This is a genomic window from Enterobacter cloacae complex sp. 418I7 (genome assembly GCF_050030705.1).
In the GTDB taxonomy this organism is placed as follows: Bacteria; Pseudomonadota; Gammaproteobacteria; order Enterobacterales; family Enterobacteriaceae; genus Enterobacter; species Enterobacter intestinihominis.
Genome location: NZ_JBLGUU010000001.1, coordinates 2,341,040 through 2,361,272 on the forward strand (window position 1 = coordinate 2,341,040; position 20,233 = coordinate 2,361,272).

The following is a 20,233-nucleotide window of genomic DNA, read 5'->3' on the forward strand; positions in this document are numbered from 1 at the left end:
TACTCCCATCGGAGTATTAATTTCCGCAAAGAGTTACAATTAGTAACACATAAAGCGAACCCTGATTCCCATTCCAAACTCAGGGATTCGCTTTTTTATCTATCCTTTCAGATGTATCCCATAACATCCTATAAATTTCATAAACCACTGACAGGTATCTTTCTGTTTTTCCTTCTTTTTTCTCTCCACTTCGGTAAGCAAGAGGGTGATATGTCACATCAAAGCGAGAAGAGTAATCAGCATCTGTTGAGTAACTGGAAACCGGAAAACGCGCAATTTTGGGAGAATAAAGGGAAACATATCGCACGAAGAAACCTGTGGATTTCCGTGGCATGTTTGCTTCTGGCGTTTTGCGTCTGGATGTTGTTTAGCGCTATTGCGGTAAATCTTAATAAGGTCGGATTTAATTTCAGCACCGATCAGCTTTTTATGCTAACGGCATTACCTTCTCTCTCCGGCGCGATATTGCGTGTCCCCTACTCTTTTATGGTGCCGATATTTGGCGGGCGTTACTGGACCGTGTTAAGCACCGTTATCCTGGTCGTACCCTGTGTCTGGCTTGGGATCGCCATCCAGAATACCGCCACGCCCTATTGGATCTTCATCATCATCGCGCTGCTTTGCGGTTTTGCCGGTGCCAACTTCGCTTCCAGTATGGGAAACATCAGCTTCTTCTTCCCGAAAGCCAGACAGGGCAGCGCACTGGGCATTAACGGCGGGCTGGGTAACCTGGGCGTGAGTGTGATGCAGCTGGTTGCGCCGCTGGTGATTTTCCTGCCGATGTTTACCTTCCTCGGCGTGCACGGCGTACCGCAGGAGGATGGCTCGACGATGTGGCTGGCGAACGCGGCGTGGATCTGGGCGCCGCTGCTGATTCTGGCCACCATTGCGGCGTTTTTTGGCATGAATGACATCGCCAGCTCGAAAGCGTCCATTGCCAGCCAGCTTCCGGTGCTTAAGCGCTTTCATCTCTGGCTGCTGAGCCTGCTTTATCTGGCAACCTTCGGCTCGTTTATCGGTTTCTCGGCAGGCTTTGCCATGCTGTCGAAAACCCAGTTTCCGGACGTTAATATCCTCCACCTCGCCTTCTTTGGCCCACTGATCGGCGCCCTGGCGCGTTCGGCTGGCGGAATGATTTCGGACAGACTGGGCGGCGTAAGGGTGACGCTGATCAACTTCGTCTTTATGGCCATCTTTAGCGCCCTGATTTTCCTGACGCTCACCGGGTCTGGTTCAGGCAGCTTTATCGCCTTCTATCTGGTCTTTATGGGCCTGTTTCTGACCGCAGGCCTGGGTAGCGGCTCGACCTTCCAGATGATCGCGATTATCTTTCGCCAAATCACCCTCGACCGCGTGAAAAAACAGGGCGGGAGCGATGAACAGGCACAGCATGAAGCGGTGACCGAAACGGCTGCGGCGCTGGGCTTTATCTCTGCCATCGGTGCGGTGGGCGGGTTCTTTATTCCCAAAGCCTTTGGCACCTCCCTGGCGATGACCGGTTCCCCGGTGGGCGCCATGAAAGTCTTCCTCGTGTTTTACATCGTCTGCGTGCTCGTCACCTGGCTGGTGTACGGCCGCAAATCCTCACAAAAATAATAACTACCTCTTCGCCGGAGCGTGATGCCTCACCCTCCGGCCATGTTATCGAAGCAGGAGAAATGTCATGAGCAAACTGTTGGACCGCTTCCGTTACTTCAAAACAAAAGGCGACAGTTTCGCCGATGGGCACGGCCAGGTGTACCACACCAACCGCGACTGGGAGGACAGCTACCGTCAGCGCTGGCAGTTCGACAAGATTGTGCGATCCACCCACGGCGTTAACTGCACCGGCTCCTGTAGCTGGAAGATTTATGTCAAAAATGGCCTGGTGACATGGGAAACCCAGCAGACCGACTACCCGCGTACCCGCCCTGACCTGCCTAACCACGAACCGCGCGGCTGCCCGCGTGGCGCAAGCTACTCCTGGTATCTCTACAGCGCCAACCGTCTCAAGTACCCGCTGGTACGCCGCAGGCTGATCGAACTCTGGCGCGAGGCGCTGGCGCAGCATACCGATCCGGTGCTGGCCTGGGATGCCATTCAGAACGATCCACAGAAAGCGCAAAGCTACAGAAAGGCGCGCGGTAAAGGCGGGTTTATCCGCTCAAACTGGAAAGAGCTTAACCAGCTGATTGCTGCCGCCAACGTCTGGACCATCAAAAACTACGGCCCGGATCGGGTAGCCGGTTTTTCCCCTATCCCGGCCATGTCGATGGTCTCTTATGCCGCCGGTACGCGCTATCTCTCCCTGCTCGGCGGCACCTGCCTGAGCTTCTATGACTGGTACTGCGATTTGCCTCCGGCATCGCCGATGACCTGGGGCGAGCAGACCGACGTGCCGGAATCGGCGGACTGGTACAACTCCAGCTATATCATTGCCTGGGGCTCGAACGTGCCGCAGACGCGTACCCCGGACGCCCACTTCTTTACCGAAGTACGTTACAAAGGCACCAAGACCGTCGCCATTACGCCGGACTTCTCGGAGGTGGCGAAGCTCAGCGACCAGTGGCTGGCCCCCAAACAGGGTACCGACAGCGCCCTCGCCATGGCGATGGGGCATGTGATCCTCAAAGAGTTCCACCTTGATAACCCGAGCGATTACTTCCTCAACTATTGCCGCCGCTACACCGACATGCCGATGCTGGTCCTGCTGGATGAACAGGCTGACGGTCGCGTGGTGCCGGGCCGCATGCTGCGCGCGTCGGATCTGGCCGACGGTCTGGGTGAAACCAATAATCCGGAGTGGAAAACCATCGCCTTTGACGTCGCCGGAAATCTGGTGGCGCCGAACGGCTCTATCGGTTTCCGCTGGGGCGAAAAAGGCAAATGGAACCTGGAGTCGCTGGCCGCGGGACAGGAGACCGAGCTGACGCTTTCCCTGCTCATCACCCACGACAGTGTGGCAGACGTGGCCTTCCCTTACTTCGGGGGCAACGAGAACCCGCATTTCCGCAGCGTGAAGCAGGAGCCGGTGCTGACGCGCCGCGTACCGAGTAAAACCCTGACGCTGGCCGACGGCAGCCAGAGACGCGTGGTCAGCGTGTACGATCTGGTGCTCGCAAACTACGGTCTCGATCGCGGTCTGGAAGACAGTAACGCGGCGGCAAACTACGCCGAGATCAAAGCCTACACCCCGGCCTGGGGCGAACAAATTACCGGCGTCCCCGCTTACCTGATAGAAAAAATCGCCCGTGAATTTGCCGACACGGCGCACAAAACCCATGGTCGTTCGATGATCATCCTCGGGGCCGGTGTGAACCACTGGTACCACATGGACATGAACTACCGCGGGATGATCAACATGCTGGTCTTCTGCGGCTGCGTCGGGCAAAGCGGCGGCGGCTGGTCGCACTATGTCGGCCAGGAGAAACTGCGCCCGCAAACCGGCTGGCTGCCGCTGGCCTTCGCACTGGACTGGAACCGCCCGCCGCGCCAGATGAACAGCACCTCTTACTTCTACAACCACGCCAGCCAGTGGCGCTATGAGAAGCTCACCGCACAGGAGCTGCTTTCTCCTCTTGCAGACGCGTCGAAATTCACCGGTCACCTGATTGATTTCAACGTCCGCGCCGAGCGCATGGGCTGGCTCCCTTCCGCGCCGCAGCTCAACCTCAACCCGCTGCACGTTAAGGCCCGCGCCGACGCCGCCGGGATGTCGCCGCAGGATTACACCGTGCAGGCGTTAAAATCGGGCGATATTCGCTTTGCCTGCGAACAGCCGGACAACGGCAAGAACCACCCGCGCAACCTGTTTGTCTGGCGTTCTAACCTGCTTGGCTCGTCCGGAAAAGGCCATGAGTACATGCTCAAATACCTGCTTGGCACCGAGAGCGGGATTCAGGGCGAGGATTTAGGCTCAACGGATGATGTCAAACCTGAAGAGGTGGAATGGCAAACCGCCGCCATTGAGGGCAAGCTGGATCTGCTGGTGACGCTCGATTTCCGTATGTCCAGCACCTGCCTGTTCTCCGATATCGTCCTGCCGACCGCCACCTGGTATGAAAAAGACGATATGAATACCTCGGACATGCATCCGTTTATTCACCCGCTCTCTGCCGCCGTTGACCCGGCGTGGGAGTCCCGCAGCGACTGGGAGATCTACAAAGGCATCGCCAAAGTCTTCTCTGAAGTGTGCGTCGGGCATCTCGGCACCGAAACTGACGTGGTGCTACAGCCGCTACAGCATGACTCCCCGGGGGAACTGTCGCAGCCTTTTGATATTCTGGACTGGCGCAAAGGCGAGTGCGATCTCATCCCCGGTAAAACCGCGCCAAACATTGCGGTCGTCGAGCGCAACTATCCGGAAACCTACGAGCGCTTCACTTCTCTCGGTCCGCTACTGGACAAGCTCGGCAACGGCGGAAAAGGCATATCGTGGAACACGCAAAACGAAGTCGATTTCCTCGGCAAGCTCAATTACGTCAAGCTCGACGGCCCGGCCAAAGGCCGACCGCGCATTGAAACCGCCATTGATGCTTCAGAGGTGATCCTCGCTCTTGCGCCGGAAACCAACGGTCAAGTCGCGGTCAAAGCCTGGGAGGCCCTCGGCGAACTGACCGGGCGCGATCACACCCATCTGGCGCTGAACAAAGAAGACGAGAAAATCCGCTTCCGCGATATTCAGGCGCAGCCGCGCAAAATTATCTCCAGCCCAACGTGGTCCGGCCTTGAGAGCGAGCACGTGTCGTATAACGCAGGCTATACCAACGTTCACGAGCTGATCCCGTGGCGCACGATTTCCGGCCGCCAGCAGCTGTATCAGGATCACGCCTGGATGCGCGCCTTCGGTGAAAGTCTGGTGGCCTATCGTCCACCGATTGATACCCGCAGCGTCACCCATATGCGCGAGATCCCGCCGAATGGCTTCCCGGAAAAAGCGCTTAACTTCCTGACGCCGCACCAGAAATGGGGCATTCACTCCACCTACAGCGAAAACCTGCTGATGCAGACCCTGTCACGCGGGGGGCCAATCGTCTGGATCAGCGAAACCGACGCGCGCGAGCTGGGGATTGAGGACAACGACTGGATCGAAGCCTTCAACGCCAACGGCGCCCTCACCGCCCGCGCGGTGGTTAGCCAGCGCGTGCCGCCGGGCATGACCATGATGTACCACGCTCAGGAGCGCATTCTGAACATTCCGGGGTCAGAAGTGACCGGACGGCGCGGCGGGATCCACAACTCGGTCACCCGCGTCTGTCCGAAACCGACCCACATGATTGGCGGCTACGCGCAGCTGGCGTACAGCTTTAACTATTACGGCACCGTCGGCTCGAATCGCGACGAGTTCATTATGATCCGCAAAATGAAAAACATTAACTGGCTGGACGGCGAAGGTCGGGATCAGGTTCAGGAGGCGAAAAAATGAAAATACGCTCACAGGTTGGCATGGTACTGAATCTCGATAAATGCATTGGCTGCCACACCTGCTCGGTCACCTGTAAGAACGTCTGGACCGGGCGCGAAGGGATGGAGTATGCGTGGTTTAATAACGTCGAAACCAAACCGGGTATCGGCTATCCGAAAAACTGGGAAGATCAGGATGAGTGGCAAGGCGGATGGATCCGCAGTATTCACGGCAAGCTGACCCCGCGCCTCGGCGGAAAAATGGGCGTCCTGTCGAAAATTTTCGCCAACCCCGTGTTGCCGCAGATTGACGATTACTATGAACCTTTCACCTTCGATTACCAGGATCTTCACCGCGCCCCGGAGGGGGATCACCTCCCTACCGCCCGCCCCCGCTCGCTGATTGACGGTAAGCGGATGGATAAGATCGTCTGGGGACCAAACTGGGAGGAGCTGCTGGGCGGCGAGTTCGAAAAACGCGCCCGCGATCGAAACTTTCAGAAGATCCAGAAAGAGATGTACGGCCAGTTCGAAAACACCTTCATGATGTACCTGCCGCGCCTGTGCGAGCATTGCCTCAACCCGAGCTGCGTCGCCACCTGCCCGAGCGGTGCGATTTACAAACGCGAAGAGGACGGCATTGTGCTGATCGACCAGGACAAATGCCGCGGCTGGCGTCTGTGTATTAGCGGCTGTCCGTACAAGAAAATCTACTTCAACTGGAAAAGCGGCAAGTCAGAGAAGTGCATCTTCTGCTATCCGCGCATCGAGTCCGGCCAGCCGACCGTCTGCTCAGAAACCTGCGTTGGACGCATCCGCTACCTTGGCGTGCTGTTGTATGACGCGGACCGTATTGAAGAGGCGGCCAGCACCGAGCATGAAACCGATCTGTATGAGCGCCAGTGCGACGTGTTCCTTAACCCGAACGATCCGGCGGTGATTGAAGAAGCCCTGAAGCAGGGCATCCCGCAGAACGTCATCGACGCAGCGCAGCGTTCCCCGGTTTACAAAATGGCGATGGACTGGAAGCTCGCCCTGCCGCTGCATCCGGAATACCGCACCCTGCCGATGGTCTGGTATGTGCCGCCGCTGTCACCGATTCAGTCCTACGCGGACGCGGGTGGCCTGCCGCAGAGCGACGGTGTACTGCCTGCGGTCGAAAGCCTGCGCATCCCGGTGCAATACCTGGCAAATATGCTCAGCGCGGGCGATACCGGCCCGGTGCTGCGCGCTCTGAAGCGCATGATGGCGATGCGCCACTACAAACGCTCCCAGACGGTGGAAGGCGTGACCGATACCCGCGCCATTGAGGAAGTGGGCCTGACCGAAGCGCAGGTTGAGGAGATGTACCGCTATCTGGCCATCGCTAACTACGAAGACCGCTTCGTGATCCCGACCAGCCACCGCGAAATGGCGCGCGACGCCTTCCCTGAGAAAAACGGCTGCGGCTTCACCTTCGGTGACGGCTGTCACGGCTCCGACACCAGGTTCAACCTCTTCAACAGCAGCCGCATCGACGCGATCAACATTACCGAGGTGCGCGATCACGGGGAGGGAGAATAATGCAGATCCTTAAAATCATCGCGCTACTGATTGAGTATCCCGATGAGCTGCTTTGGGATAACCGTGAAGAAGCGCTTTCCCTGGTGAAACAGGATGCGCCCATGCTACTGCCGTTTGCGCAGCAGCACCTGAGCGCCCCGCTGCTGGATAAGCAGGCCGAATGGTGTGAAGTTTTCGAGCGGGGGCGCGCGACTTCACTACTGCTGTTCGAGCACGTTCACGCCGAGTCCCGCGATCGCGGTCAGGCGATGGTCGACCTGATGAGCCAGTATGAGAAAGCCGGGCTGGAGCTGGATTGCCGCGAGCTGCCGGACTATCTGCCGCTATATCTGGAATATCTCAGTATCGTCAGCGACGACGAGGCGCGTGAAGGGCTGCAAAACGTCGCGCCTATACTGGCGCTGATTGGAGGCCGCCTGAAACAGCGCGAGGTAGCGCATTACCAGCTGTTTGACGCCCTGCTGTCGCTGGCGGAAACACGGCTTTCCAGCGACAGCGTGGCGAAACAGGTATCCGGTGAAAAACGTGATGATACCCGTCAGGCGCTGGACGCCGTGTGGGAAGAGGAACAGGTCAAGTTTATCGAAGACAACGCCACATCGTGCGACAGTTCGCCGATGCAGCAATATCAACGACGCTTTAGCCAGGACGTCGCGCCGCAGTACGTGGACGTCAGCGCCGGAGGCCCAAAATGACTCATTACCTGAACGTGTTTTTCTATGACATTTATCCGTACATCTGCGCCACCGTCTTCTTCCTCGGCAGTTGGTTGCGCTACGACTATGGGCAGTACACCTGGCGGGCGTCATCAAGCCAGATGCTCAGCAAGCGCGGGATGAACTGGGCTTCGAACCTGTTTCATATTGGGATTCTGGGGATCTTCTTCGGGCACCTGTTCGGCATGTTAACCCCGCACTGGATGTACGCCTGGTTTTTACCCGTCGCGGTTAAACAGCAGTTAGCCATGATTGCGGGAGGTATTTGCGGGGTGCTGACGCTGATCGGTGGGTCGATGCTTTTGATCCGACGCCTGTTCAACCAGCGGGTGCGCGCCACGTCCACCACGCCGGATATTATCATCATGAGTATCCTGCTGCTTCAGTGCATCCTTGGGCTGTCGACCATTCCTTTCTCCGCTCAGTACCCTGACGGAAGCGAGATGATGAAGCTGGTCGGCTGGGCGCAGGGGATCGTCACGTTTAAGGGCGGCTCGTCGGAAATGCTGAGCGGCGTCGCGCCGATCTTCCGCGTGCATCTGGTGCTGGGGATGACGATCTTCCTCATCTTCCCGTTCACCCGCCTGGTGCACGTGTGGAGCGCGCCGTTTGAGTACTTCACGCGTCGGTATCAGGTGGTGAGATCGCGCCGTTGATTTGTCGGGTGGCGGCTACGCCTTACCCGACCTATGTTCACACGCCCGTAGGCCCGGTAAGGCGTAGTCGCCACCGGGCTATTTCCCCGCCTGCGGATGCGTATCAAACCCTGCCATTACTGCCGTCAGCTCTGCCAGTGTAAAGCCGTGCTTCGGGTCATCAACGCCCAGGACAAACCGGTCCTGCATCAGCTTATATAGCGCCTCCGCATCCGGCAAATGGATCTGCTCCTCCACATGACCGTTCTGCCAGTGGGTAAAATTAAAGTTGGTCAGCGTCAGCTTGCCCCCGTCCGGCAGGTGGCGACACATCAGCAGGTGATGACGAAAATGGGACTGAGGCCAGTGCGCCGACCAGAAGTTACCCATCACGTAATCGTTGAAGTACTGCGTCCCCAGGTCAAATTGGTACATCGACTGCCAGTGCTCGTGATGGCGGAATTGCAGTACCCAGTCATTACCCTCGCTCAGCAAACGATAACTCCCGTGCGGGGTTTTCTGCTCCTCGTTGGCGATCAAACGAATCGGCGCCGTCAGCGTTTGTCCGCCAAATCCCACATCGGCGATCCAGCACTCGCCGTTCAGCTCAACCAGGAGCAACCGGTGCGTGCGCGGCGGCATCTGCGACGGATTCGCCAGTACAACCCGCCCCAGCACGCTGCGTACCGTAAACCCAACTTCGCGCAACACCCGCTCAAACAGGCCATTTTGCTCGAAGCAATATCCCCCCCGACGCGCGGTGACCAGTTTATCCACCAGACACCCGTCGTCCAGATGAATTTCCCGCGGCAAAACGACGTCAATATTTTCAAAAGGGATCGCGCAGTTATGGTGTAAATGGAGCCCCCGCAGGGTATCGATATTAACCTGTACGGGCTGCTGCCAGCCCGTGCGGGCAAAATAAGCACTCAGAAATGGGGACATGATTTGCTCCATGATGTGATATCCCCTGTTTATAAACTATTTTCCCTTATGCATATGCGCAAAAGTGCTTTTTCGGCATACTCATCGTGTACATGAGGAGATCCTATGAGCCACTTTCGTCCTGTTGAATTACGTCATGCCAGCCGTCTTCTGAATCACGGTCCAACCGTGCTCATCACCAGCCGGGATGAGACCATCGATCGTCGCAACGTCATGGCCGCCGCATGGTCTATGCCGGTGGAATTTGAACCCCCGCGTATCGCGATCGTGGTAGACAAAAGCGCGTGGTCACGGGAGTTGATCGAACGCAGCGGGAAATTCGGCATTGTGATCCCCGGCGTGGCGGCAGCCAACTGGACCTGGGCGGTCGGCAGCGTCAGCGGGCGCGACGAGGATAAATTTAACTGCTACGGGATCCCGGTTATTCATGGCCCTGAGCTTGGTCTGCCGGTTATAGAAGAGAAATGTCTGGCGTGGATGGAGTGTCGGTTATTACCTGTCACTTCTGCGGCCGAGAAATATGACACCCTGTTTGGCGAAGTGGTTTCCGCCGCGGCAGATGAACGCGCATTTGTCTCCGGACGCTGGCAGTTTGACGGGGATAAGCTGAATACGCTGCATCATCTGGGGGCCGGGACGTTTGTGACGAGTGGGAAGATGGTGAAGGCGCTGGATTAACGCATCTCAAAAAAGAAAAGCCCTCTTCCTGAGGAAGAGGGCTTTTTATTACTTAACACGCTTCGCAATAATCTCATCCGCCACATTCCGCGGAGCTTCCGCAAAATGATGGAACTCCATCGTATACGTCGCGCGCCCCTGGGACATCGAGCGCAGCGTGGTGGCGTAGCCAAACATTTCAGCCAGCGGGACGTCAGCGCGAATAATCTGGCTGCCGTACTGCTCTGCCATCCCCTGCACCATGCCGCGGCGGGAGGAGAGATCGCCCATAATGTTCCCGGCATACTCTTCCGGCGTTTCCACCTCAACGTGCATCACCGGCTCAAGAATAACCGGATCCGCCCGCCGCGCGCCCTCTTTGAAGCCGAGGATCGCCGCCATGCGGAAGGCCATCTCCGAGGAGTCAACGTCATGGTAGGAACCAAACGTCAGGGTCGCTTTCACATCGACAACCGGATAGCCCGCCAGCACCCCCGTATTCATGGCTTCTCTCAAGCCTTTTTCCACCGACGGGATGTACTCCCGTGGAACTACCCCGCCTTTGGTGGCATCTTCAAACACAAAACCACTTCCGGCTGCTAACGGCTCCAGACTCAGGACCACATGACCGTACTGCCCTTTCCCGCCGGACTGTCGGACAAATTTACCTTCAATATCCTTCACCGCTTTACGCAGGGTTTCACGGTAGGTGACCTGTGGACGACCAATGTTTGCCTCAACGCCAAACTCACGCTTCATGCGGTCAACGATGATTTCGAGATGCAGTTCGCCCATCCCGGAGATAATGGTCTGACCGGACTCTTCGTCCGTGTGCAGGCGGAAAGACGGATCCTCCGCCGCCAGGCGCTGTAGGGCGATCCCCATTTTCTCCTGATCGGCCTTGGTTTTCGGCTCAATCGCCAGCGAAATAACCGGGTCCGGGAACTCCATCCGTTCAAGGGTGATCACCGCATTCGGGTCGGTCAGCGTGTCACCGGTGGTGACGTCTTTCAGCCCGACACAGGCTGCGATATCCCCTGTGCGCAACTCGTCCACCTCATGGCGGTCGTTGGCATGCATCAGCACGATGCGCCCGATTCGCTCTTTTTTGCCCTTCACCGGGTTATAAACCGCGTCGCCTTTGCGCAGTATGCCGGAATAGACGCGAATAAAGGTCAACTGTCCGACGTACGGATCGCTCATCAGCTTGAAGGCCAGCGCAGAGAATGGTTCATCATCGCTTGGGTGGCGCTCGGCGTGCTGTCCATCTTCGTCTACCCCATCGATAGCGGGCACGTCCAGTGGAGACGGCATCATTTCAATCACCGCGTCGAGCATGCGCTGCACACCCTTGTTCTTGAAAGCGCTGCCGCACAGCATGGGCTGTATTTCACCGGAGATCGTCCGGATCCGTAACCCTTTGATGATTTCCGCTTCATCCAGTTCACCCGTCTCAAGGTACTTATCCATAAGCTCATCGCTGGCTTCTGCCGCAGACGAGACCATTTTTTCTCGCCACGTCTGGGCGGTGCTCAGCAGATCGTCGGGCACCGGCGCGTAGGTGAACGCCATGCCCTGGGTCGCATCATCCCAAAGAATGGTGCGCATCTTGATGAGATCAACCACGCCGGTGAAGTGTTCCTCTGCGCCCACGGGGATCACAATCGGGACCGGATTAGCTTTCAGCCGCTCCTGCATCATCCGCACCACGCGGAAGAAATCCGCACCCGGGCGGTCCATTTTGTTGACGAATGCCAGACGCGGGACGTGATATTTATTCGCCTGACGCCAGACGGTTTCCGACTGCGGCTGCACGCCGCCGACGGAGTCATAAACCATCACCGCGCCGTCGAGCACACGCATGGAACGTTCCACCTCAATGGTGAAATCCACATGCCCGGGGGTGTCGATAATATTGATGCGGTGCGGTTCAAAGCCTCTGTCCATGCCGGGCCAAAAACAGCTCACCGCCGCCGACGTAATGGTGATCCCGCGCTCCTGCTCCTGCGCCATCCAGTCGGTGGTTGCCGCGCCATCGTGTACTTCACCCAGCTTGTGGCTCATCCCGGTGTAAAACAGGATGCGCTCAGTGGTGGTTGTTTTGCCCGCATCGATATGCGCGGAGATACCGATGTTGCGATAACGTTCGAGTGGAATGGGTCGGGGCATGATATTTCCTTACGTCTTCATGACGGGTTTGTGACGACCAAGATAGTCGCGTGTTTGTTCGTTTGTTATAATAGTCCTATTGTACGAGTATTATCGAACTATTTTTTAACGGTTGACCTATTGTTGATATAGCTCAATCTCACGCGAGACGCAGGAAAACGATGATCCCAAACCACCCGGAACCTGAACAAATACTGCTGGAAAATGTGCTGTTCGCCCTCGGCAATCCGCTGCGGCTGGCGATTATTCGACGGCTGGCCGACGGCAGTGAGCTGAGCTGCAACGCGCTGCGCCCGGACGAGGTGGTGAAATCAACCATGACTCACCACTGGCGTGTACTGCGCGACAGCGGCGTGATCTGGCAGCGCCCGCAGGGGCGCGAGAATATGATTTCACTGAGAAGAGAAGATCTGGACGCCCGCTTTCCGGGGCTGATGGCGATCCTGTTACAGTCGAAATCATAAGCGCTCTGACTGTTGCCCTTCGGCCAGCGCGCGCAGCGTAGCTTTGAGCCAGTTCGTAACGCCTCGTTTCCCGCTGCGCTTGTGCGAATAAATTTTTACTTCAAACGGACTGATGTGGAACGGTAAATCAAAAATTTTAATACGGGTAGCTGGCAGCAGCTTTTCAGCGGCGAATCGAGGTAACGCCATCAGCAGATCGCTTTCTGCAATAACAAACGGGGCGCTGAGCATAGACGGGGTTTTGATCGCAATGTGTCGGGTATAACCCATGCGTTCCAGTTGCAAATCCAGCACCCCCTGCTTCTCATTCCACGGCGTAACCACAAGATGCCGGGCGGCGAGATAATCCTCTAGCGTGAGCGCGCTCCGGCTCGCATTGCTAATCACCACATATTCATCTTCGAACCAGCTGATCTCTTCCAGCTCCGGGTACCGGCGATCCTCAATGGTGCTGAATCCCAGGGCCAAATCCACCTCGCCTGCCAGTAATTCCGTCAACGCCGGGCTGTGCGGCAAATATCGTAATTCCAGACGCAAGCCAGGCGCCGCATGTTGAAGCGTATTCATGAGCGCAGGGAATATGCAGAACGCGGTAAAGTCCGTTATCGCGATCTGCAAACACGCTGTACTAATAGCAGGATCAAATTCCGGCTGCGGCGACAGCTCCTGGTCGAGATATTTCAGGGCCGATGCAATAACTGGCGCAAGCTGGGTGGCATAGACGCTGGGACACATTCGATGTCCTTCCCGGTAGAACAGCGGGTCGTTGAGCGAAACACGCAGCCGTGACAGGGCATGGCTGAGCGCCGAGGTGCTCATCGCCAGCTCATCTGCCGCAAGTCGAACGGAACTGTGGCGATAAATCGCGTCAAAAACCGGCAGAAGGTTTAAATCAAGGCGCCTTAAGGCTGGATGCATAATATTCATCATTTATTGATTTCATTGCACTTAATTCTTCTGACATTAGCCTTTATGCTTATCCCCATCAACTACAAACAAAGATAAAGGGAAAGGAATGAGCATTACGATTCGTCAGGCGCGACCTGAAGATGCAGCGGCAATATACGATATGATTTACGAACTCGCAGTCTATGAAAAAGCGCCAGAAGAAGTGGTCACCACGCCGGACGAAATCCGTAAAACGCTGTTTGGTGCAGACAGTAAAACCGAAGCGCTGGTTGCCGAATATGCAGGCCATGCTGTGGGGTATGCCGTTTTTTTCACCAGCTATTCCACCTGGCTTGGCCGCAACGGCATCTATATGGAAGATTTGTATGTCTCCCCGGAATACCGCAGCAAGGGTGCGGGAAAAGCACTGCTTAAAAATATCGCGCAATGCGCAGTGGAACGTCACTGCGGCCGGCTGGAATGGAGCGTGCTTGACTGGAACCAGTCTGCAATTGATTTTTATCTGAGCATCGGCGCGGTACCGCAGTCCGAATGGGTACGCTATCGTCTTGATGGCGAGGCATTGCGGGCATTTGCTGAGTAGCAATGCCATCGCGTGAAATGCCCCTCTTTCTAAGGGGCATAATGTCAATGAAAGCGTTGCTGAAGCACGGTATATCTGAGAAAGAGCTTACCGTCTTTTTTTGTCTTCTCTGAGACGTTCGACGATTCAGCGACCGAGGCTCATTCCGGCTGCGTCAGGCTGTAGACGGGGATCCGCCGGGTTGTCATCGTTAGCGTATCAAACACCTCAGTCTCTGACGTCACAATCCTCGTGCCCGTTTTTCTTAGCCTCTGCACATCGGCCGCGATACGCTGAATGCCAAACCAGAAAAGCCCGTCGAGCGCCGTTACAGATAGTCCATTTTCGAGTGCTAGTTTGAGTCGTTCCCTGGGCGCTTTCACCTGCTGTGCAATTTGCCGGTAAGGTACTTCACTTCCGCCAGTGCTGTCGCTTCGCTGGATCCGCGTTTTCAGGTGATAGGTAAATTCGTCAGGAACACTTTCCAGGTCCTGTTTAAGGCTGTAAACGCAGCCAAACCGCTTGCCGTTGAACAGGACATTTTTTTGACTGAGCTGGAACTCATTTCTGATCCCATCAATCAACTGCGGGGCGCGGGTGAGGAGTAACCGGAAGGGAAGCTCAAAGCTGGTCACATAATCCACATTCAGCAGCGCGAGACGCAAACGCTCTTCCGCACCGGATTTTTGCTCGCGACACTCGCGCATCACTTCTGCCCACTGGCGGGTCAGACGTTCTGGCTCGGCGACTTCGGTGAGGAGATATTTTTCAAGGTGATAGTCGACTCTTCCGGTCATATTTTGCATCCCGACAAGGTGGATGCGGTAATTCTATCCAGCGGCGCAGATTTTATAAAGGGCGGAGCGCAACGGCATCCGCCCCCTGTGCTACTGCTGGATACTCGACCGATCCGACATATCGCTGGCAGAGAAAGTTCTGACTGAGGACTGGACCTGTTTTTTTCGCGCATACCGGTCCGGTTGCCCTTCAGGACGCGTTTTGAAGCGACGATGCAGCCACATATATTGCTCGGGTGCCATCATCACCGCACGCTCAATCGCCCTGTTCATCTGCGTAGCCACGGCCACTTTATCGCCTCCCTGCAAGGTATCGCTAATATCGTCCAGGATAATCAGCTCATACCCTGTGCCGTCTGCTTTTCTGCGTGGTACAAACGGGATCACGGCCGGTCTGGCACTTTTCACCAGCATATAGCTCCCGGCAGTTGTCGCGGCGTCCGGGACGGCAAAAAACGGCACAAACACGCTATTCGTTTTTCCATAGTCGTGATCCGGGGCATACCACAGGATCTCGTTTTGCTTAAGCGCGCGGATCATGCCCTTCAAATCGTAGCGGTCGAGCATGGTTTTATTGGAACGCAGACGACCGCGCGTCTGTAGCCAGTCGAGCAACGCATTGTTGTTGGGACGATAGACGCCAATACCCGCGTTGAGCATGCCAAAGATGCGTGCGCCTAATTCCAGCGTGAGAAAATGCATGCCAATGAGCACCACGCCCCTTCCTTGCGCCCTTGCCTGTTCCATATGTTCGTAGCCGGTCACGCTGAAGTGTTTGCGCACGCGCCAGTCAGGCCAGAACCACGCGATGCCCGTTTCGATGACGCCCATTCCAACCGATTCAAAATTACGCTCAAGCAAACGCTCGCGCTCACCCTCTTTCATCTCCGGAAAGCAAAGCTCAAGATTTCGTCTGGCGATTTCCACGCGGCGTGGAAGCATGCGCATAGCCAGACGCCCGAGTCCGTGCCCTGCTTTTAACAGAAGCGAATATGGGAGCTGGACCGTACACCAGAGTGCGGCGATGCCTGCCCAACTGAACCAGTAACGAGGATGAATAAAGGCGAGTGAAAACCGAGGTAATTTTGTCATGAAAAAATTATCCTTTTACTATCTGTACTTAATCTGGTGCAGTTGTAGTGCTTACCTGCTGATTTAACGAATATTGTTCGGAGGAGTGAATTGTAGCGGAAACGTTGTGCTGTTTATTATCGATTTTTGCGAAAGGAATGAAAGGCAGGGATCGCCGGGTGATACTGCACCACCCGGCAGGCGAGTTACATCGAATAGCCGGGCTTCTTAATCAGTTCATCCAGTTTAGGTCCAATCTCGGTATCCCAGACCTGCGCCTTCCAGTCAGCTTCCTGGACTTCGTGAAGCGCCACGGAGATTGAGCGATCTTTGCTGTTCAGATGACGGACTATCGTTTCGGCGATATCCGCCGCCAGGGCCGTTTTTTGTTCGTCAGTCAGATCGCGTGGAAAACATTTGATATCAACGTGAGGCATGGGCAGGGCTCCTTTTATAGGTTAGCGTTCCACGTTATCAGATTATGTCGTTAGCTTTTAGCACCTTGTGCAGTTCTGGCAACGCGCAGACGGCATCCGCGATGGCGGTGATATTAGGTGCGTTGGTGGTAAACCACTCATGACCTGGCCCCCAGGTACGCACGACGGCAATATAGACGTCAAGCAGCGTAAGCTGTTGGCCAAAGGCATAAGGCGAGGCGCTGAGCTGGCTGTCAAACCACAGATAGAGGGATTTCCGGTACTCAATACAGTTTTTCTTCAGCTGTTCCGGGGCATCAGGCACCCAGCGTTCCGGGTAATCTGCATACGTAAAGGTGGGATAGACGTTCGCCACAAACCAGATGAGCAGGCGCTGAAACTGCTGGCGCTCGGCCTGCCCAACGGGCGGCGCGAGGTCGGGTCGTCTGTCGAGCACCATCAAGGCGATCGCCGCGGTTTCCGTCACGATCGCCCCATTTTCCAGCTCCAGCGTCGGCACCTGGCACAGCGGGTTCAGTTTCAACAGCAATTCGCGCTGCGGGCCGGGCTGGTCAAACCCATCCACGTTGACGAACTGATAGGGGATGTCTGCCAGAGTCAGCATCACCTCACTGATTGCCGATCCCCAGCCGGGTACGCCATAGAGTTTGATCATGTTGCCTCCTCAGGGATGAAAACCCTAAGTGTATACCCGTCATACTTCAAGTTGCAGGTGCGTTGGCTGCATTCACTCACCCCAGTCACGTACTTATGTACGCTCCCGGGGATTCGTTCCCTTGCCGCCTTCCTGCAACTCGAATTATTTAGGGTATAGAGCACCATTAGTAGGTTATCCCGGGTGGATTAACTTCTGAAGACGTCACTGCTTCGCCCGCTTCCCCCCAGCGCGCCAGCACCTTTTGATAATCCCCGCGCTTAATCGCACCGTCCAGCGCAGCCTGCAACGCATACACCAGCCCATTGCCTTTTTTGGTTGTGGTGGCGACATAGGCTTTCTTCGGGCCTAATCCCACGACGCGGGTTTTGCCGGTTAACGCGGCTTTGTAGGCCGAAACGGACTGCGGTCCAAAGAAGACATCCGCCCTGCCGGACTGAATATAGAGATTGCCTGAGGCGTCGTCGGTCAGATAAACCGGCAACGCAGGCTCGCGTCCGGCCTTTTTATTCTCTTCGTTCCAGCCCAGCAGAATACGTTCCTGATTGGTGCCTGACCCGACAATCACCTTTTTACCGGCCAGATCTTTCGCACTGGTGATCGACTGTACGTTGCTGGTGGATTTCACCGAGAAGGCCAAGGAATCGACGCGATAGGTTGCAAAATCGAACTTCTCCTTACGTTGCTCGGTGACGGCGATATTCACCAACGCCACGTCATAGCGCCCGGAAGTGATCCCCAGCGGCCAGTCTTCCCACGCCGTTGGCACCAGCTTCAGCTTCAGCCCCAGACTGCCCGCCAGTAACCGGGCGATATCCGGGTCGCTGCCAATACGGGTGCGGTTATCACTGGCCAGCAGCGCCAGCGGCGGAGAATTCAGGGCTGAAATCGCCACCGTGAGGGTACCCGGCTCAACAAATTTATAGTTCGCCGGGATTTTCGCCACTGCCTGTTGATCAACCGTCACCGGCAGCGGCTGTTCGTTGGCCTTTAAATCAATGCTGGCGTGACTCGCCGTCGTGAAGACCAGCCCCGCCAGGAGTCCATATTTCATCTGCGCTCCTTACAGCACTTTTGAGAGGAACTGGCGCGTTCGCGGATGCGACGGTCGGTTTAACACGTCGTCGCTGCTGCCCTGCTCCACAATTTTACCGTCGACCATAAATACCACCTGGTCCGCCACTTCCCGTGCAAAGCCGATCTCCTGGGTGACCACCACCAGCGTAGTGCCGGAGCGGGCGAGCTTTTTAATCACGTCCAGCACTTCGCCAACCAGTTCCGGATCCAGCGCCGAAGTTGGCTCATCAAACAGCATCACGCGCGGGCGCAGCGCCAGCGCGCGGGCAATGGCAATGCGCTGCTGTTGGCCGCCGGAGAGGTGACGCGACCAGGCATCGGCTTTATCGCGCAGACCTACCACATCCAGAAGGCTGTAGGCGTTTTCAATAGCCTCTTTTTTACTGAACTTTTTATGCGCGATGGGTGCTTCAACCAGGTTTTCCAGCACCGTAAGATGCGGAAAAAGATTGAAGTTCTGAAACACGTACCCAACGTTGACGCGCTGTTTGAGGATCTCTTTCTCTTTGAGCTCGTAGAGTTTGTCACCCTGACGGCGATAGCCGATGTAATCCCCGTCAATCTGGATAAAGCCTTCGTCTACGCGCTCCAGATGGTTAATAGTGCGCAGCAGCGTCGATTTTCCCGATCCAGAGGGTCCGAGGATCACCGTCACGGAGCCCGGTGGGATCTCAAGCGTGACGTTATCGAGCGCTTTATGTCGGCCAAAAAACTTACTGACGCCGGTTATGGAAATGTGTCCTTCAGGAGAGGCTTGCATGAACGGGCTCCTGTGCTGACGAAGTGGTGACGGAACGCGCGCGGCTGGTCGCCCGGCTCTGGTTTACGGCGGAGCGGCGCTCGCTGCGGGCGAGTCCACGCTCAATAACATGCTGGATGGCAGACAGTACGGTGGTGATCACCAGATACCAGACGGCCCCCACCATCAACAGCGGGATCACCTCCTGGGTGCGGTTGTAGATCATCTGGATCGTGTAGAACAGTTCCGGCATCGCCAGCACGTAAACCATCGCCGTCCCTTTGGCGAGGCTGATGATTTCGTTAAACCCGGACGGCAGGATGGTGCGCAGCGCCTGGGGGAGAATTATGCGCACGGTGCGACGCCACGCCGGCAGACCCAGCGCAGCGGCCGCCTCATACTGACCGTGGTCGACCCCAAGGAAGCCCCCGCGAATGATCTCCGCAGTATAGGCGCTCTGCACCAGCGTCAGCCCCACGATGGCGGTAGAAAACTGCCCGAGAACGTTGATGGTTTCAAAGCTGCCCCAGGTAATGCCGGTAAAAGGCACGCCGAGAGAGAGCGTGTCGTAGAGATAGGAGAAGTTATAGAGGATAATCAGTACCACGATCAGCGGCAGCGATCGGAACAGCCAGATGTAACCCCACGCCAGGCTGCTCAACAGCCATGATGACGAGAGCCGCGCCAGAGCCAGCATGCCGCCAATCACCACGCTCAGTACGGTGCTTATCAACGTCAGCAGCAGCGTCTGTCCGACGCCTTCGAGGATCACCGGGTCAAAGAACCAGCGGGCAAATACCGCCCATTCCCAGCGCGGATTAAAGGCCACGGACTGGATCACGACCGCCAGCACAAACAGCGCCACCACGGCGCCAGCAGCGCGCAGCGGATAACGTGCCGGGACCACTTTTATGGTTTCAACGTTGCTCATCGTCGCTCCTTATGCGGTTTTGCTGAGCGCTTCGCGGATCAGCGTCTTGGTGAAACGCAGCCGACCGTCGAACGGCGGCTGGCTATACTCTTCCGGGTCGCGGTTGAGATCGAACTGCGGCTGATACCCCTGACTGAGATAGAGCCGCACCGCCTCCGGCTGACGAAACCCCGTAGTCAGGTAGATGTGGCTGTAACCCGCCAGCACCGCCCGGCGCTCCAGCTCCTGTACCACGCGCGCGGCCAGTCCCTGCTGGCGCAGCGTTTTATTCGTCCAGATACGTTTGATCTCTGCGGTATGTTCGTCGAAGGGCTTGTACGCCCCGGTGGCGATGATCTCGCCATCGCGCTCCAGGACGATAAACAGCCCCTGCGGCGCCAGGTACCACTCTGTCAGCTCGACTTCCGCATCCTTTGAAAAGTAGTCGCCGTAACGAGCGGCGTACTCACCGAAAAGCCCCGCGATAATGGGCTGAAGATCGGCATCTTCCGGCGAAACGTCACGAAATTGTTCCTGCATAGCGC

The 20,233-nt window shown here is 56.6% G+C and carries 19 protein-coding genes; 8 read left to right on the forward strand and 11 right to left on the reverse strand.

The window, feature by feature from the left end:
- Nucleotides 1-210 precede the first annotated feature (210 nt).
- From ACQG0S_RS11285 to narI, 5 genes are all read left to right on the forward strand, one after another.
- Entirely contained in the window at nucleotides 211-1,596 is a 1,386-nt protein-coding gene (locus ACQG0S_RS11285) for a NarK family nitrate/nitrite MFS transporter (RefSeq protein WP_063137776.1), read from the forward strand.
- 67 nt (nucleotides 1,597-1,663) lie between these two features.
- Nucleotides 1,664-5,404 carry a nitrate reductase subunit alpha gene (locus ACQG0S_RS11290; protein WP_048965895.1) on the forward strand — a complete coding sequence of 1,247 codons (3,741 nt, stop codon included), beginning with the start codon at nucleotides 1,664-1,666 and terminating at the stop codon, nucleotides 5,402-5,404.
- Nucleotides 5,401-6,945, forward strand: coding sequence for a nitrate reductase subunit beta (gene narH, locus ACQG0S_RS11295; protein ID WP_023306263.1), 1,545 nt, complete (start codon nucleotides 5,401-5,403; stop codon nucleotides 6,943-6,945). The genes ACQG0S_RS11290 and narH overlap by 4 nt, the downstream gene beginning before the upstream one ends.
- Complete coding sequence (gene narW / locus ACQG0S_RS11300; RefSeq protein WP_048965893.1) at nucleotides 6,945-7,640, forward strand: nitrate reductase molybdenum cofactor assembly chaperone; 696 nt, start codon at nucleotides 6,945-6,947, stop codon at nucleotides 7,638-7,640. Before narH ends, narW begins: the two co-directional genes overlap by 1 nt.
- Nucleotides 7,637-8,317, forward strand: coding sequence for a respiratory nitrate reductase subunit gamma (narI, locus tag ACQG0S_RS11305; RefSeq protein WP_022648214.1), 681 nt, complete (start codon nucleotides 7,637-7,639; stop codon nucleotides 8,315-8,317). The genes narW and narI overlap by 4 nt, the downstream gene beginning before the upstream one ends.
- A 78-nt stretch (nucleotides 8,318-8,395) precedes the next feature.
- Here the strand turns inward: narI and nhoA are convergent, their stop codons facing one another.
- Nucleotides 8,396-9,241, reverse strand: a complete 846-nt coding sequence (gene nhoA, locus ACQG0S_RS11310) for an N-hydroxyarylamine O-acetyltransferase (RefSeq protein WP_048965892.1) — start codon at nucleotides 9,239-9,241, stop codon at nucleotides 8,396-8,398.
- 105 nt (nucleotides 9,242-9,346) lie between these two features.
- Here nhoA and ACQG0S_RS11315 point away from each other — a divergent pair, with 105 nt between their 5' ends.
- Complete coding sequence (locus ACQG0S_RS11315; RefSeq protein ID WP_045622528.1) at nucleotides 9,347-9,919, forward strand: flavin reductase family protein; 573 nt, start codon at nucleotides 9,347-9,349, stop codon at nucleotides 9,917-9,919.
- Between the two features lie 48 nt (nucleotides 9,920-9,967).
- Here ACQG0S_RS11315 and fusA read toward each other — a convergent pair whose 3' ends face one another.
- The gene (gene fusA, locus ACQG0S_RS11320) at nucleotides 9,968-12,067 is read right to left on the reverse strand and encodes an elongation factor G (RefSeq protein ID WP_048965891.1); all 2,100 of its coding nucleotides are present in this window, start codon (nucleotides 12,065-12,067) and stop codon (nucleotides 9,968-9,970) included.
- Nucleotides 12,068-12,228: 161 nt separating this feature from the next.
- Between fusA and ACQG0S_RS11325 the strand changes: the two genes are divergently transcribed.
- Complete coding sequence (locus tag ACQG0S_RS11325) at nucleotides 12,229-12,531, forward strand: ArsR/SmtB family transcription factor (RefSeq protein ID WP_022648218.1); 303 nt, start codon at nucleotides 12,229-12,231, stop codon at nucleotides 12,529-12,531.
- Here ACQG0S_RS11325 and ACQG0S_RS11330 read toward each other — a convergent pair.
- On the reverse strand, nucleotides 12,526-13,461 hold the full coding sequence (locus tag ACQG0S_RS11330; protein WP_022648219.1) for a LysR family transcriptional regulator: 936 nt from the start codon (nucleotides 13,459-13,461) through the stop codon (nucleotides 12,526-12,528). The two genes, ACQG0S_RS11325 and ACQG0S_RS11330, sit on opposite strands and share 6 nt — an antisense overlap.
- An 85-nt stretch (nucleotides 13,462-13,546) precedes the next feature.
- Here ACQG0S_RS11330 and ACQG0S_RS11335 point away from each other — a divergent pair, with 85 nt between their 5' ends.
- On the forward strand, nucleotides 13,547-14,023 hold the full coding sequence (locus ACQG0S_RS11335) for a GNAT family N-acetyltransferase (RefSeq protein ID WP_022648220.1): 477 nt from the start codon (nucleotides 13,547-13,549) through the stop codon (nucleotides 14,021-14,023).
- A 140-nt stretch (nucleotides 14,024-14,163) separates the two neighbouring features.
- Here the strand turns inward: ACQG0S_RS11335 and ACQG0S_RS11340 are convergent, their stop codons facing one another.
- The 8 genes from ACQG0S_RS11340 to ACQG0S_RS11375 all read right to left on the reverse strand — a co-directional run bounded on the left by ACQG0S_RS11340 (nucleotide 14,164) and on the right by ACQG0S_RS11375 (nucleotide 20,228).
- Nucleotides 14,164-14,799, reverse strand: a complete 636-nt coding sequence (locus ACQG0S_RS11340) for a helix-turn-helix domain-containing protein (RefSeq protein ID WP_032624847.1) — start codon at nucleotides 14,797-14,799, stop codon at nucleotides 14,164-14,166.
- Between the two features lie 90 nt (nucleotides 14,800-14,889).
- Nucleotides 14,890-15,891: a Kdo(2)-lipid IV(A) acyltransferase gene (locus tag ACQG0S_RS11345; protein WP_022648222.1), complete on the reverse strand. Its 1,002-nt coding sequence runs from the start codon at nucleotides 15,889-15,891 to the stop codon at nucleotides 14,890-14,892.
- A gap of 185 nt (nucleotides 15,892-16,076) precedes the next feature.
- Nucleotides 16,077-16,307, reverse strand: coding sequence for a tautomerase PptA (gene pptA, locus ACQG0S_RS11350; RefSeq protein WP_022648223.1), 231 nt, complete (start codon nucleotides 16,305-16,307; stop codon nucleotides 16,077-16,079).
- A 37-nt stretch (nucleotides 16,308-16,344) separates the two neighbouring features.
- A complete protein-coding gene (locus ACQG0S_RS11355) occupies nucleotides 16,345-16,962 on the reverse strand; it encodes a glutathione S-transferase family protein (protein WP_022648224.1) in 618 nt (205 codons plus the stop codon).
- A 166-nt stretch (nucleotides 16,963-17,128) separates the two neighbouring features.
- On the reverse strand, nucleotides 17,129-18,016 hold the full coding sequence (locus ACQG0S_RS11360) for an ABC transporter substrate-binding protein (protein WP_048965890.1): 888 nt from the start codon (nucleotides 18,014-18,016) through the stop codon (nucleotides 17,129-17,131).
- 9 nt (nucleotides 18,017-18,025) lie between these two features.
- Nucleotides 18,026-18,799, reverse strand: coding sequence for an amino acid ABC transporter ATP-binding protein (locus ACQG0S_RS11365; RefSeq protein WP_426750353.1), 774 nt, complete (start codon nucleotides 18,797-18,799; stop codon nucleotides 18,026-18,028).
- Nucleotides 18,783-19,709, reverse strand: coding sequence for an amino acid ABC transporter permease (locus ACQG0S_RS11370; RefSeq protein WP_022648227.1), 927 nt, complete (start codon nucleotides 19,707-19,709; stop codon nucleotides 18,783-18,785). Before ACQG0S_RS11370 ends, ACQG0S_RS11365 begins: the two co-directional genes overlap by 17 nt.
- 9 nt (nucleotides 19,710-19,718) lie before the next feature.
- Entirely contained in the window at nucleotides 19,719-20,228 is a 510-nt protein-coding gene (locus ACQG0S_RS11375) for a GNAT family N-acetyltransferase (RefSeq protein WP_048965889.1), read from the reverse strand.
- Nucleotides 20,229-20,233 lie beyond the last annotated feature (5 nt).